Raw genomic sequence first — 13,740 nt, forward strand, 5'->3', positions numbered from 1 at the left:
CGTTTTTACTGTATTTTGTTTTTAATTTTTGGTTTAATGCTTTGTGAATTCCTTCAGCATTATTGGTTTCAATTTTTACTATCATTTTTTAAACATTATATGTACGCATTGTAATTATTTACCTGGTACTTTTTCCAGTTATAAAATTATGTCCTTCAAAAGTAGCACATAATTCTGAAAAAACATTTCGCTGATTCTTTCAGACAGTCCCGATAGCTACCGGGATGAACCCTTCAATTCCTGCATATATTTCGGCACCCTTGAAAGTACGAAAGTAGTTTGATATTTTTTGTTTGACCTTTACCGGCCTGATATCCCTTTCTGCAAGGTTGTTTGTAAATGGTACTTCCGGGTTGCCAGTTCAGCGTTGGGTTTTACACCCATTCCCAAAATAACAATATTGGCAGGAATGGTTTGTTTATCCGTTATTACCGATTTTATGCTGCCACCGGCATTTTTTTCAAACTTCACCAATTTCTCTTTCAGAAAAACCTTTACATGTTGCTCCGTCATGCACTTCAGAATAAGGTCAGCCATCTCAAGACCAATATAGCCACCACCCAACACTACTGCCCTGGTAGGTTTTTTCTTCTTTATGAAGTTGAAAACATTTATTCCGCTTTGAAGGGTAGAAAGGGCAAAAATTCCACTGGCATCCATATTCTCCATGTTGGGCACAAAGGGGGAGGCTCCTGTTGGAATAAGCAGGTCGTCCCAGTGTTCCCAAAAATCCTTTTCTTCATCAAAATTCCTGACCTTTACGCGCTTATTCTCAAGGTCAATTTCAATCACTTCGTGGCGAATTCGCACGTCAATATGCTGTTTTTGAAACCGTGTTAATCAATCATCTTTCTTTGAAAGTATTTCCTTGTATTTATCTATATTTTTCAGAAGATTAGCATCAGGTTGAGGTTCGGTTATATCATTATATTGTACCATTTTTTCATAAATGATTTTTGCCACAAGGTATCTTGCTGTGCGTTTGTCGTCGGCTGGTATAATATTCCACGGAGCTTGAGGAAAGGATGTTTTGTTTATAGCTTCTTCATAGTATTTCAGATACTCATCCCAAAGCTCTCTTTCGGTTAAATCGCCGGGTGCAAATTTCCAGTTTTTATCTTTTTTTTCCAGCCTTCTCAGTAACCGTAATCTTTGTTCCTCTTTGCTCAGGTGCAGAAAAAACTTAAAAACAATAATTCCGTTTTGGGCAATATGTTCCTCAAAATTTCTGATTTGGTTAAATCGTTTATCCCAAAAATCAGGTGGTATATCTTCCTCTTTTTCGATGCCCGGGATATTCTCGTAAAGCAAATACTGAGGATTTACCCGTGTTACCAGCACATTTTCATAATGACTGCGGTTAAAGATTGCGTACTTGCCTTTTTCCGGCAAAGCAACGCAGTGTCGCCATAAATAATCGTGTTGCAGTTCTTTTCTGGTTGGTGATTTAAAACTGTGAACCACCACGCCACGTGGATTAAACTTACTGAAAACTTCTCTTATCAGACTATCTTTACCCGATGTATCCATACCCTGCAGGCACACAAGCACCCCATAACGGTTGTGAGCGTACAAGGTGTTTTGCAGTTTAGCAAGCTTCTTCCCGACTTTTTTAAGTGCCTTTTTCTTTTCCTTTTTCGATTTGCCGGTTTCCAGTATTGTTGGAATTTCATTCAGCTTAACCGGGTTTGTAACGATAAAATCGGAGGTATTTACTTCTTTCATAAACATTAAAAATTAATTTATCAGATGAGTTTCCATAATAAACTGGTTTGAGCTAAGAAATTACAATTTATATAAAATAGGCAGCTAAACCAAGGATTATCAAAACTATAATAATACCTGTTTCCAATATTTTTAGTTGAGTTGTGAGTATTAAATTAACTGGATTACCTAAAAGATTATCAAAACTACTGCAATTTTATTAAGAATATTTCTCACTGTTTATAATCTATTGTTGTAGCGTGAAATCTATTCTTAATATCACAACTTACTAATCAGACGAGGATTCTGTATTGGCAATTTTTATAATTTTTTTGGCAATCTGCTCAGGTGAAAGAATAAAATCGATGCACCCGCTATCAATTGCAGTTTCAGGCATATCCGGATGTCCGGCTGTTTCGGGTTTCTGCGCAATGGTAACTCCCCCAACTTCTTTTATGCCACATAACGCATCTGCTCCGTCGCCATCATAACCGGAAACAATGACGGCGATAAGTTTGCCGTCCCAGTTTTTTGTTATTGAGCGCATAAAAACGGTAATCACATCGGGCCATCCCCAGGGTTTTGATATTGGTTTTAGCCGGAATTCTCCATTCAGAATATGTAAATCTCTTTTTTCAGGGATGATGAAAACATGGTTGGGTTCGATGACTAACTTTTCCGTTATCAGTTCAACCGGCATCTCAGTGTATTTTGGAAGAATCTCGTGTAAAAGAGTAGCTACCTCTCTCAGGTGGTTAACAATTACTATCGCAACACCCATATCAACAGGTAAATTTTTCAGCAGCCTGATATAGGAATCAAGTCCGCCGGCTGAACCGCCCACACAAACTACCGGGAAGTTTTTTGCATTATTTTTTGTTTTCATGTTTGCTAAATATTTTTTTGAGATAACTAAATTAAGCCTTAGAAAACAGGAAATTGTTACATAATTATTGAAAGAAGTTACATTATTCACACATTATCCGCTTACAAATTTCTTTACACATAACTAACCTTCATCATATTTGTGCTTCCCTGAAGTTTCAACGGAGTAGTTCCAACAAAAACCACACAGTCACCTTCGGAGAGCAATTTTTTATCTTTCAGAATTTTTACTGCCTCGGGAATAGCCTCATTTAAATAATTGTAAGTGTCTAAAAAGAAAGGCATTACACCCCAAACCAACGAAATTTTTTGCACGATATTTTTGTTATTGGTAAAAGCGAATATTTGGGATTTTGGCCGATGACTAGATATCCGGATTGCTGTATATCCTGAATGTGTAAATACTATGATTGCTTTAGCTCCCACTTGTTTGGCCAGTTTTGTTGCATTTAAGCATATCGAATCAGCCAGAAAAGTGGAATTTCCCCTTATTGGTTCGTGTTGTTTGTCAAACGGATTACCCTGGAATTCAGTATGAAAAATAATCTGTTGCATGTTTTTTATGGTTTCAACCGGATATTTTCCTATGGAGGTTTCACCGCTTAGCATCAATGTATCAGCGCCGTCAAGTACGGCATTGGCCACATCGTTTGCTTCGGCGCGGGTAGGTCTGAAATTGGTAATCATACTTTCCATCATCTGGGTTGCAATTATCACCGGTTTTGATTGCCTGATACATTTTTCAACAATTTGTTTCTGGTGCAAAGGAACCTCGTCAAACGGCACTTCCACACCCAGGTCACCCCGCGCAACCATAATACCATCGGCCGCATCAATAATCTGATCAATTTCAAGGAGCGCTTCCGGTTTTTCAATTTTGGCAATTACGCCGGCATCGTTGTTACTTTTGCTGATAAGCTTTTTTAATTCAGGAACATCCGAAGCCTTTCTGACAAATGACATGGCAATCCAGTCCACACCGTTTTCCAGCGCAAACATAGTGTTCGAAATATCTTCTTCCGTCAGGCACGGCAGCGAAACTTTGGTGCCGGGCAGGTTTACCCCTTTGTACGAAGAAAGCGGCCCGCCGTAAATAACTTTTGCCCAAACAGCATCTTTTTTATTGGTTTCAATCACTTCCAGCTTTATTTTACCATCGTCAATTAATATGACTTCACCGGCATTTACATCATTCGGGAATTCCTGATAGCTCATGTAAATATGATCTTTTTGCCCGACACGATTTTCATTAACAAAGGTTATCACATCACCTTCATTTAACAGAATCAAATTGTTTTCAATTGCGCCCACCCTTAGCTTTGGCCCCTGCAAATCGGCCAAAATGGCCACATTGGTGCACAATTCCCGGTTTAATTCTTTAATCAGACTGGTTAACCTCAAATATTCCTCTTTTGAAGAATGCGAAAAATTTATCCTAAAAACATCAACTCCCGACGTTATTAAATCAGAAATAATATTTTTAGAGGAAGTTGCCGGCCCTAAAGTCGCGATTATCTTTGTTTGTGATCTGATTTGCTTCATAGTGTTTTGTTTTATTCAGGAACGAATAAATACGTAGTTTGGTTGCCTAAATAAGATTTTAAATGTCTTAGCCGGGTGTTATCCACATTAATGTTGCCAAAGAATAAGAGCTGTTTCCAGAGGACCCGAAACACCGGAAAGGTTTGGTATTACACGTGGTGTATAATCTGTTGCAGGTCGGTTTGAGTTGACTGATGCGACAAAATGATATCCATTAGCTGTGCCATCTGATTTTTTACCTCGCTCCATATTTGTTATTTGCGGTGCGTTGCCGTTCATGCCTTCGGCAAAAAGTTCTACGCGCACGGTATCCGGGTTTACATCATTAAAATAAACCTGAACATCGAATGTATGCTGCTTTTCTGATGTTGCAATTTTTGTTTCACCAAAACGGATCGAATCCCAGTTTTCCTGAAGGTTTTGCAACTCGTTCATCATTTGTTTTCCCTTTAATCCCTTTTTGGCAACGCGTTTAAGATATGTTTTGGCAGCAGGCAGATAGTGCTGTTCAGTATATTCCCTTACCGTTCTGTCGGCTGAGAACTGCGGGGTTAATTGTGCCATACTTTCACGCATTCGCGCAATCCAGGATGAAGGGATTCCTTTTTCATTCCGGGTATAAAATTCAGGTACTACTTCATTTTCCAGTATGTTGTAAAGTTGTTCAGCTTCCAGGGCATCCCAGAAAGGATCATCTCCATGTTCGTTGCCATCACCCAGCGCCCAGCCAACTTCGGGATTGTATGCTTTGGCCCACCAGCCATCCAGTTCCGAAAGATTAATGCCGCCATTTACCAATACTTTCATACCACTGGTTCCGCTGGCTTCCCAGGGCCGGCGTGGTGTATTCAACCAAACATCAACTCCCTGAACCAGATTTTCTGAAACATGCATATCGTAGTCGCTGAGGAAAATTACAGGAGGATTCAGCTCATTCCGTCGTATAAATTCCATCCATTCCTTAATCAAGTCCATCCCTTTTTGATCGGCAGGGTGAGCTTTGCCTGCAATGATGAGTTGCACAGGGAATTCCGGGTTTGTTAACAAACGCAGCAATCGTTCGGGGTCGTGCAGCAATAAATTTGGCCTTTTATAAGTAGCAAATCGTCTGGCAAAACCTAATGTTAAAATGTTGGGATCAAACAGATTTTTTGCCTGTTCAATGGCATAGGTCGAATGCCCGGAGCTAAGCAATTGTTTTCTGAAATGTTCGCGGGCAAATTGAATAAGCGCTTTGTTTGCGTTGGTGCGCATTTCCCAAAGCCGTTCATCAGAAACCTTGCGGATGTCTTGTTCCAGGGTTTTGTTCATGCCCAGCCAACGGTCTTTTCCGCAAGCTTCAGTCCATATTTCGTCTGCCTCTTTTGAATCCCATGTTGGCATGTGCACGCCATTGGTAATATGACTAACCGGTACCTCGTTTGTTGGCCAATTCGGGAATAATGGTTCAAACATACTCCGGCTGACTTTCCCGTGAAGCCAGCTAACCCCGTTAACCGCTCCGCTTCCACGGATAGCCAGGTAGGCCATATTGAAACTTTCAGATTCATCGCCGGGATTTTTCCGGCCTAAACCCAGCAATTGCTGTCGCGATATACCAAGATTTTGTTCTGCGTATTCACCAAGGTATTGTTCTACAAGCGTTGATTTGAAAAGATCGAAACCGGCCGGCACAGCGGTGTGTGTGGTAAACAGGTTCCCGGCCCTGGTAACAGCCAGTGCAACATCAAAAGGTTGCCCGGTTTTCTGCATAAAACTATACGCACGTTCCAAAATGGCAAAAGCAGCATGACCTTCGTTTAGATGGCATACTTCAGGATGAATATTCAGCTCCTCCAGCAAACGCCAGCCACCAATTCCAAGAATCAATTCCTGTTTAAAACGAATTTCTGCATCACCACCATACAATTCAGCAGTTATCCCCCGATGAACAGGGAAATTTGCTACATCGTTGCTGTCGAGCAGATACAGATTTACCCTGCCAACCCGGGCCTGCCAAACTCTTAGCCAAACAGGATAACCGGGCAGTTCGATTTTTAAACGCAACCATTCCCCGTTGGATTGGCGCAATGGCCTTACAGGCAATTGCCCGGGGTCGTTAAACGGATAAAGGGCATGTTGCACACCATCGATATCAATTTCCTGGCGGAAGTAGCCTTGCTGATAAAGCAGGCCAATGCCAACAACCGGAACACCCAAATCGCTGGCTGCTTTTAACTGATCGCCGGCAACATTTCCCAAACCGCCCGAATATATGGGGAGGGCTTCACTTAACATGAATTCCATACAAAAATAAGCCACGCAGGTAAGGGATGATTTTGGATGTTGTTTTTGGAACCAGGCAGGCGCTGCATTTGATTTTTTCATTGATTTCAAGAGGAAATTAATCTTTCTCCGGAATTTCGGGTTATCGGTTACGGATTGGAATTTGTCCCTTGAAATGGTTTGTAAAACTGCCCATGGATTATGTGTGATATCCCAAAGTTCAGGGGCCAGTTGCCGCCAGACTTCATCGGCGGAGTGATCCCACGACCATCGCAGGTCGAGCGCCAGTTCGGAAAGTATGTTGACCTCTTTTTGCTTTTTGGGCAAATAACTGTAAACCGGTTTTTTTATTTTGTTTTTTTCCTTCATAATGTTTGAATGTTATTGTTTTCGCATTTCATCGAAAAATGGTGTACTTTTTTCTTCCACACATTTTGCGGCATAGAGGTACATTGAAGCGCTCCAGGTTTGCCAGTCGTTTCCTTTAGGTTTTCCGTCCTGAGCTTTAATCCACTCGTTAAATCCGAATTCGAGTTTGTCTGACCGTGTTAATTTGATGCATTGAGTGAGTGCAACCAGTTTTTCTTCGGCAAGTTTATACCTTTTTGCAGCAACAAGTGCAGCGATATAAAATCCGGCAATAAAAGGCCAAATTCCGCCATTGTGGTAATCGCCCGGTTGATTAAAAGTTGAATATCGTTCGTGCCAGTCGGGGTCTTCAGGCTTGATAAAAGGGAAAAAGTTGGGTGGAAGATTACCTGTTAATTCGCCTCTTTCGCACATTCCGGCACATTCTGCTTCAATCCACGAAACCATTTCTTCGGCCCGCGAAGGTGAAGCAATTCCTGAAAGAATAGCCAGACTGTTGCCAAGCAAATCGAAGCGCTCGCTGCTAAAAATTTTGTACGACCAAAAAGCGTAGTAAGGTTTGTATTTTACCACCAGACCTTCATGAACATGCCGGTGCATGGTTCCCCCGGTAACGGTGAACCGGCTCATGGCGTGGCGCATATTTTCTGCCGACTCGTGTTTGCCGAGCATTCGGAGGTAACTGTAAACCAATGTGTTTACAAACAGCCCGTACCCAATCACCCATTGCTCATCGCGCCAGTCGCTGGTGGGTTGTTGTGCAATCAAAAACCGGTCGGAAGGGCTCTGGTAATTCATCCAAACCAATGATTTTTCAACAGCTTCAGCAAGAAAATCAGCTTCACCTGTAACTTTTCTGAATATGCCGGTTGCCAATAAAAACAGTGGGGTAGTGTCACTTGCCCCACGATCATCGTTGTCGTGCACCAGCGATGGAATATGACCATGTCCGGTTTGGTTTTTTGCCAGTGTTTCCAGTACTTTACGAATGCTGTCCAATAATTTTTGATTACCGGAAACAGCTATCCCAAGAACAGAAATCATCAGATCCCTTGTATAGGGTTCCGGATATCCCCAGCCTGCTGTTCGGGGCAAACCGTGAAAAGGTCCGTGAGCATTATGAAGTAAAATTTCAAGTGCAGCTTTTTTTGCTTGTTCAATTTCTTTTATGTTAGTGATTTGCATGATTTTTATTGTTACAACCTAATTTACACTCACTCCAAACAAATATCCAATCAATGCTGACATAATCATGGCAATGGTTCCCCAGATACAAATTCTCACTACTGATTTGCTGATTGGAGACCCTCCAACTTTTGCTGCAACAGTTCCTGATAGAGCAAGAAACATAATTGAGAATCCATATTGGAAATATATCATTTGACTTAACGGAGCAAAAATTGAAATCAGAAGTGGAAATATTCCACCCACTATAAACGATGTTGCAGATGCAAAGGCGGCCTGCAAAGGTTTTGCCCTGGATATTTCATTAAGACCCAATTCATCCCGTGCATGCGCTTCCAAAGCATTATGGGCTGTAAGTTGTTTTGCAACCTCAATGGCTAAATCGCTGGTCAGTCCTCTGTTTTCGTATATTTTTGAAAGCTCATTCAATTCAATTTCCGGAATACTGTCAAGTTCATGTTTTTCCCGTTTTAAATCTGCAGTTTCAACATCCAATTGCGAACTTACAGAAACATATTCTCCGGCAGCCATTGACAAGGCTCCCGCAACCAGGCCTGCCAGGGTTGCCAGTATGATTGGCTCCCGTGCCACACTTGCAGCAGCAACTCCAATGGCTAAACTGGTGGTGGAAAGAATTCCATCGTTGGCTCCCAATACAGAAGCTCTTAGCCATCCGCTTCTTTTTACAAAATGATTTTCACGTTTCACTCTATTTATTTGCAGGTATAACCCCCATCGATAACCAATTCGCTTCCGGTAACAAATTTTGATTCGTCGGAAATCAGATAAATTATTCCGTAGGCAATGTCGATGGATTCGCCAACATGTCCTATCGGGTGCAGGCTATCCAACTGTTTTCTGAATTCCGGATTTTTTTTGCCTAACGCTTCAACCAGCGGTGTCCAGATAAAACCCGGATGTACAGAGTTCACCCGTATATTATCTTTGGCATAAATAAGCGCATCGGTTTTCGACATTAACCTGACCGCACCTTTTGAGGCATGGTAGGGAGGTAAATCTGCGGCACCGACCAAACCGTAAATGGAAGAAAGGTTTACTATGCTTCCGCTACCCGATTTTTGCATGTACGGAATGGCATGTTTCGTGCAGAAGAAGACTCCTTTTACGTTCACATTCATTACCGCATCCCATTCTTTTTCGGTAAGTTCATGGGTTGGTTTGTCAGCGCCTGCAATTCCGGCATTATTTACCAATGCGTCAATTTTCCCAAATTCCCCGACTACTTTGGCATATACTTTTTTAACTTCTTTTTCGTCTGCAACATCAAGATGCCAGAATTTTGCCACTCCTCCTGAATGGTTAATTTCTTCCGTTAATTCCTTTCCTTCTTTGTCAAGAACATCAGTTACGGCAACTTTGGCACCTTCTTTTGCCAGCAAAAGGCAGGTTTCGCGGCCAATTCCCAATGCGCCACCGGTAACGATGACTACTTTGTTTTCTGTTCTTTTCATGATTAACTTGTTTAAAATTGAATTATTATTCCCAATCAATATATTCCCAATCTGTCGTTAATAATCTGTACAAACCGTTTGGCAACCACCCGGTAATCGAAGTTTTCCACAACTCTCTCCCTGCCAGCTTTTCCCATTTTATCACGAAGAACATTATCTTTCATAAGTTTTAATAAATACCTGGCAATATCCTGCACATTTGCGCGGTAGTCCACTGTTCTGGGCACATTGAAAATTACTTTATGCTGATCTTCAAATCCCGATTCTTCGCCAATCATAACTTCGTTTACTGCAATTTTACGGGCAATTTTTGCCAGAAATGCGGTTTCGCCATGAATAAGTGTATCCAACATTCCCATAGCTTTTAAGCTGACAACAGGTTTCCCGCATGCCCCGGCTTCCACCTGCGGCATTCCGAAACCTTCCAGCCGGCTGGGCGCTGCATAAATATCACATGCGCCAATCAAATAAGGCATAAAGTTGCGCGAAATGGTATTGGTGGCATACGTTACATTTTTTTCAATTCCCAAATCGGTGGCCAATTGCAAATCGGCCAGGTTTTGTGTTTTGGTTCGTGGCTGCGGCCAAACTTTGCATACATATTTCCAGTCGGGCGCTTTGGTGTCGATAATAGCAAGCGCCTGCATCACTTCCTGGGCGCCTTTTGAGGCTGCATCACCGCCAACGGTGAGAATCATTAATTGTTCGGGAGAAACACCCAACGCTTCACGTACGGCCAGAATTTTTGGATCATTCTTTTCAAAAGGAATAAAAGTATCCGTATTACAACCCACAGGAAGCACTTCAATTTTATCGCCATCAATCCCATCGCGGACATACATTTCCTTTACCCAGTTTGATGTTACCAGAATCAGTGGAAGTGCGTTCAAAACTTCCTGATAGTTTGCAATGTAACCATCGGCAACCAGCCACGGAACAGGTTGCACACCATATCGTTGCGGATGCAGCACCAACTGTGGCGTGTGCCCCCAGTATCCAACTCCAACTACTACATCGGGCTCAAACCAGCGGTAATACCATTCCTTTTCCTGTGCCGATTCAAAATGCACCGGGTGGGCATCAATTCCCATCTCAACAAGTCCTTTGTATAAAAGGTCTCCCTGGGTGGCAAGTCCCCCGGGCGAGGGCGGATAATCATATAAAACCAAAACCTTCATCGGTATATTCCTCCGTTGTTTAACCATTTCCTTGCAAGAAACGGGTTGGTAAATTGCCAGAAAGCTTCTTCGCGGGGAGTTGTTTGAACTTCCCAACTCTCTTTTTCAAATCCGTAAGTTTCTCTTAGAATACTGTATTTTCTGAGCCAAATTCGTTTTGTAAGTGTACGGTATATTGCTGCGTTTTCCATTGGCCGCGGATAGTATTTTTTCTGACCATCTTCGTAAGCAAAAGTTCGTAGTTCATCGGCAGCAATTTTGCTTTTGTTCCAGAGTGTAATAACTGCTTTGCTTACTTCTTCGTGCCGCAAATGGCGGGTATATTCACCGTTTGGATTGTGAGAAAAAACAAGATCGTAATGTTTTTCGGGCAGCAAATTCAGAATAGTTTGTTCAACTTCTTCTTCATCCAGCGGATTTTGGTCGGGGCCGTCATCAAGGTCTCCCATATTTCCTTCCGATTTCAGCACTTTTAATGCGTTGTAAAATTTTGACGCACGATCAGTATCATCTCCCCGGCAAACCGAAACAATAAAACAATTCCATGACGGGTGGCTCAAAATTGTTCCACCGGCCCATAAAGTTTCGTCGTCGGGGTGGGCAACAATTATGGCAACGTTTTTAGGTGCTGGTTCATCCATTATATATTTTTCAGTGAGTAGTAAGAAAATTTTTAACCAAAATCTGTTGTTGATTATCGTTTGAATGGCCACTACAAATTCTTGTCTGTTTTATTAATTTCATTGCTTTTTGTTTTGTTGTTCAACTTTAACCCGTTGTGTGGCCCATAAAATTTTAATCCCCAGCAGCAAAAAAATTACTATGGGAATAATTAGATAAATGTAGATCATTTTAATGTTATAATGTTATTACTTTGTTTATTTATATTCAGGAATTATCCTCAAAATGAATCAATTACATCGATTATTTCTTTTCGGGTTTTCCCCAGTTTGCTTGAAATCATTTCCAGCAAATCATTTCTTGATACACGCCCCCAAATTAGATCAGCATTGTTAAGTTTCGGATATTTTTCCTGTAGTTTATCCTTGATTAATCTCCACTGGTTCATGTCAAATTTTGTTTCCATTTTTTCTGTTCTATATTCATTTTCCATTTTTTAAATAAAATGCTTGCTCATTTTTGATTTAATAAGTACGGTCCAGCGTATCAATTGCCTCTTCAAATTGTTTCTGTGTTTTTCCCAGTTTTGTTGCAATCAACTTAAACAAATCGTTTTTCGTTTCATGCCGCCAAAATAGATCGGCATTGGTCAGTTGTGGAAATTCATTTTTGAGTATTGGTTTTAGGTGGTCCCAATAGTCCAAACTGAAATTTGTTTGCATTTTTTAAAGTTTTATTGTTAATCCGAATTTTCCTCCTGAGAAGGCATTGCCACCGCCAAATTCTAAATTAACTCCTACCTTGTTGGAGAAATAGTACCGGCCACCAATTTGTCCGCCAAGTCCAAGTCCCGATGTGTGAGTACCTTCATAATCGTCTGGCGATCTCCAACTGTAAAAGCCAAGATTTAGCCCTGCATAAAAATCCCATGGCGATGGAATATTCAATACTCTGTTAAAATGGTAATTGGCATTTCCCTGAATTCCAATGACCGAATGTTTGTATTTATGATCGCGCCAGTTGTCGTTGTAAGAACGGAAAGATGCTTCGGCCCCGAGAGTTATGTCGGGATGTACTCCATAATCGAATCCAATATAAACGGGGACGCCCCACGATGAAAGCCCAACTCCTAAATTAATTTGAGATTCGCCTTTTGAAATGGGACTTTGTGCAAAAGCAAAGCCGGTTGCTAAAACCAGGATAATAGTAAAAATTTGTTTCTTCATTTTACAATTTTTCATTTTGATTATTTTACTTTAAAATTTTCGGTGGTTAATACTACCTGGCGGCCAGGAAATTGAGTATTGACGCCTTCTTCGGTGGTTATAAATATTTTTACAGGTTTATAAGAAGATACCGTTTCCAGCGATGCATTATGGCGTTTTGAAAAAAAGCTGGTCGAGCTTTTTAACTGTCCCAGATTTTCGGCATTTCCCTCGTCGGTTTCCATCCACACCACATACGTGGTTTTTGATGCCTGAACCCTTTCTACTTCTGCCAAATCCGACACTTCTACATTAATAATATAATTCTTGTTTTTGTCTTTTTCCACTTTAACATAACCATCGGCTCCCGGAACAACAGTTGAGTTGAGAAACGTGAATTTTTTTGCGCATGATGTGAATGGTATGATTATCATTACCGCAAAAATTGCTAAAAGGATACTTTTTACCGATCTGTTCATTTTTTGCGTTTTCATTATTTCTGTGCTTTAAATTTCCGCAACTGGCGGAACAGTCGTGAATGAATTTTCACCATTGCAAGTTCACAACTTTAAGGTTATAAAGCATTACATAATTCTTAATAAGAGTTACATCATTCCCACATTCATGACTGTTTACCAAAATATTGACTTTGAGAATTAAACCAAACTCTTTTCCGCTGATCGTGTTTTGTTTTCTCTTTTCAACGCCTTCACTTTTGCCAGACGATGGTTGGACGGTATGCCTGAAGAATAACCGGTGTTAAGAAAATTCATTACTTTTTTATCGGACAATGCGTAACCTGTGATCTGTCCACCCAAACACCTGACATATTCATCCTCATCTTCTTCTGCATTATTTGGCAAGTGTTCTTTTATTAAAACGGCAAACACCCCGGGTATTTTGTTTGCAGCCGCACAAGCTTGAACGCTGTTTCTGGCAGCCGGGTTCTGTATATCTTCACCTTCTGAAACCGCTTTTGCCAGTGGAATCACAAAATCAGGATAGTCGTTTCCGGCAACCAACTCATAAGCGCCAATGTCTGCTATCTCATACCCTGCTGCATTTAGGGCTGCTGTTAGTTTTGCCTTTATTTCAAACCATCCAAAATCGGTTGCAATACCTATACGCATCAATTCTCTTGTTTTGCTACCTGCCCTATTTTTATGCATTGCTGTTTCCATGTTTTTATTGTTTTTGCTGCTCTTTCATTGCGGTTTTTTACTTTTTATGCTTTTTACATTTTACTAAAAGATTTTTGTTGAAACCAAAGTTAAACCTCCGCGTTCGAATTTGGGTTACACATCTTTTTATATA

The 13,740-nt window shown here is 41.0% G+C and carries 15 protein-coding genes and 1 pseudogene; all 16 read right to left on the bottom strand.

Going from position 1 to position 13,740, the window contains the following annotated elements:
• Window positions 1–223: 223 nt before the first annotated feature.
• Window positions 224–346 (bottom strand): annotated as a pseudogene (locus ACESMA_RS14940) (IS66 family transposase); the annotation flags it as partial.
• Window positions 301–816 (bottom strand): FAD/NAD(P)-binding oxidoreductase, encoded by a 516-nt coding sequence (locus ACESMA_RS14945; RefSeq protein WP_372949690.1) that lies wholly within the window; start codon window positions 814–816, stop codon window positions 301–303. The pseudogene ACESMA_RS14940 and the gene ACESMA_RS14945, both read right to left, overlap by 46 nt.
• Window positions 817–840: 24 nt before the next feature.
• The gene (locus ACESMA_RS14950; RefSeq protein WP_372949653.1) at window positions 841–1,725 is read right to left on the bottom strand and encodes a PPK2 family polyphosphate kinase; all 885 of its coding nucleotides are present in this window, start codon (window positions 1,723–1,725) and stop codon (window positions 841–843) included.
• A 268-nt stretch (window positions 1,726–1,993) separates the two neighbouring features.
• A complete protein-coding gene (locus ACESMA_RS14955) occupies window positions 1,994–2,590 on the bottom strand; it encodes a chemotaxis protein CheB (RefSeq protein WP_372949654.1) in 597 nt (198 codons plus the stop codon).
• A 113-nt stretch (window positions 2,591–2,703) separates the two neighbouring features.
• The gene (gene pyk / locus ACESMA_RS14960; RefSeq protein ID WP_372949655.1) at window positions 2,704–4,131 is read right to left on the bottom strand and encodes a pyruvate kinase; all 1,428 of its coding nucleotides are present in this window, start codon (window positions 4,129–4,131) and stop codon (window positions 2,704–2,706) included.
• An 87-nt stretch (window positions 4,132–4,218) separates the two neighbouring features.
• Entirely contained in the window at window positions 4,219–6,765 is a 2,547-nt protein-coding gene (gene glgP / locus ACESMA_RS14965) for an alpha-glucan family phosphorylase (RefSeq protein WP_372949656.1), read from the bottom strand.
• Window positions 6,766–6,777: 12 nt separating this feature from the next.
• Window positions 6,778–7,950: a glycoside hydrolase 100 family protein gene (locus ACESMA_RS14970; protein WP_372949657.1), complete on the bottom strand. Its 1,173-nt coding sequence runs from the start codon at window positions 7,948–7,950 to the stop codon at window positions 6,778–6,780.
• Between the two features lie 18 nt (window positions 7,951–7,968).
• A complete protein-coding gene (locus ACESMA_RS14975; protein WP_411289413.1) occupies window positions 7,969–8,667 on the bottom strand; it encodes a VIT family protein in 699 nt (232 codons plus the stop codon).
• Window positions 8,664–9,422: an SDR family NAD(P)-dependent oxidoreductase gene (locus ACESMA_RS14980; RefSeq protein ID WP_372949659.1), complete on the bottom strand. Its 759-nt coding sequence runs from the start codon at window positions 9,420–9,422 to the stop codon at window positions 8,664–8,666. The genes ACESMA_RS14975 and ACESMA_RS14980 overlap by 4 nt, the downstream gene beginning before the upstream one ends.
• A 35-nt stretch (window positions 9,423–9,457) precedes the next feature.
• Window positions 9,458–10,600, bottom strand: coding sequence for a glycosyltransferase family 4 protein (locus tag ACESMA_RS14985; RefSeq protein ID WP_372949660.1), 1,143 nt, complete (start codon window positions 10,598–10,600; stop codon window positions 9,458–9,460).
• Complete coding sequence (locus tag ACESMA_RS14990) at window positions 10,597–11,241, bottom strand: PIG-L deacetylase family protein (RefSeq protein ID WP_372949661.1); 645 nt, start codon at window positions 11,239–11,241, stop codon at window positions 10,597–10,599. The genes ACESMA_RS14985 and ACESMA_RS14990 overlap by 4 nt, the downstream gene beginning before the upstream one ends.
• A 260-nt stretch (window positions 11,242–11,501) precedes the next feature.
• Window positions 11,502–11,687: a hypothetical protein gene (locus tag ACESMA_RS14995; RefSeq protein ID WP_372949662.1), complete on the bottom strand. Its 186-nt coding sequence runs from the start codon at window positions 11,685–11,687 to the stop codon at window positions 11,502–11,504.
• 58 nt (window positions 11,688–11,745) lie between these two features.
• Window positions 11,746–11,943, bottom strand: a complete 198-nt coding sequence (locus ACESMA_RS15000; RefSeq protein WP_372949663.1) for a hypothetical protein — start codon at window positions 11,941–11,943, stop codon at window positions 11,746–11,748.
• A gap of 3 nt (window positions 11,944–11,946) precedes the next feature.
• Entirely contained in the window at window positions 11,947–12,447 is a 501-nt protein-coding gene (locus ACESMA_RS15005) for an outer membrane beta-barrel protein (protein ID WP_372949664.1), read from the bottom strand.
• Between the two features lie 20 nt (window positions 12,448–12,467).
• The gene (locus ACESMA_RS15010) at window positions 12,468–12,905 is read right to left on the bottom strand and encodes a hypothetical protein (protein ID WP_372949665.1); all 438 of its coding nucleotides are present in this window, start codon (window positions 12,903–12,905) and stop codon (window positions 12,468–12,470) included.
• Between the two features lie 177 nt (window positions 12,906–13,082).
• Window positions 13,083–13,607, bottom strand: a complete 525-nt coding sequence (locus tag ACESMA_RS15015; protein WP_372949666.1) for an RpiB/LacA/LacB family sugar-phosphate isomerase — start codon at window positions 13,605–13,607, stop codon at window positions 13,083–13,085.
• Window positions 13,608–13,740: the final 133 nt, after the last annotated feature.

It is taken from the genome of Mariniphaga sp., assembly GCF_041687215.1.
In the GTDB taxonomy this organism is placed as follows: Bacteria; Bacteroidota; Bacteroidia; order Bacteroidales; family Prolixibacteraceae; genus Mariniphaga.

Bases quoted from the DNA above. Each gene is read 5' to 3' on its own strand.
- ACESMA_RS14950 (WP_372949653.1), bottom strand. From the start codon at position 1,725: ATGAAAGAAGTAAATACCTCCGATTTTATCGTTACAAACCCGGTTAAG.
- pyk (WP_372949655.1), bottom strand. From the start codon at position 4,131: ATGAAGCAAATCAGATCACAAACAAAGATAATCGCGACTTTAGGGCCG.
- ACESMA_RS14985 (WP_372949660.1), bottom strand. From the start codon at position 10,600: ATGAAGGTTTTGGTTTTATATGATTATCCGCCCTCGCCCGGGGGACTT.
- ACESMA_RS15015 (WP_372949666.1), bottom strand. From the start codon at position 13,607: ATGGAAACAGCAATGCATAAAAATAGGGCAGGTAGCAAAACAAGAGAA.
- ACESMA_RS14980 (WP_372949659.1), bottom strand. From the start codon at position 9,422: ATGAAAAGAACAGAAAACAAAGTAGTCATCGTTACCGGTGGCGCATTG.
- ACESMA_RS14990 (WP_372949661.1), bottom strand. From the start codon at position 11,241: ATGGATGAACCAGCACCTAAAAACGTTGCCATAATTGTTGCCCACCCC.
- ACESMA_RS14955 (WP_372949654.1), bottom strand. From the start codon at position 2,590: ATGAAAACAAAAAATAATGCAAAAAACTTCCCGGTAGTTTGTGTGGGC.
- glgP (WP_372949656.1), bottom strand. From the start codon at position 6,765: ATGAAGGAAAAAAACAAAATAAAAAAACCGGTTTACAGTTATTTGCCC.
- ACESMA_RS15000 (WP_372949663.1), bottom strand. From the start codon at position 11,943: ATGCAAACAAATTTCAGTTTGGACTATTGGGACCACCTAAAACCAATA.
- ACESMA_RS15005 (WP_372949664.1), bottom strand. From the start codon at position 12,447: ATGAAGAAACAAATTTTTACTATTATCCTGGTTTTAGCAACCGGCTTT.
- ACESMA_RS15010 (WP_372949665.1), bottom strand. From the start codon at position 12,905: ATGAACAGATCGGTAAAAAGTATCCTTTTAGCAATTTTTGCGGTAATG.
- ACESMA_RS14995 (WP_372949662.1), bottom strand. From the start codon at position 11,687: ATGGAAACAAAATTTGACATGAACCAGTGGAGATTAATCAAGGATAAA.
- ACESMA_RS14970 (WP_372949657.1), bottom strand. From the start codon at position 7,950: ATGCAAATCACTAACATAAAAGAAATTGAACAAGCAAAAAAAGCTGCA.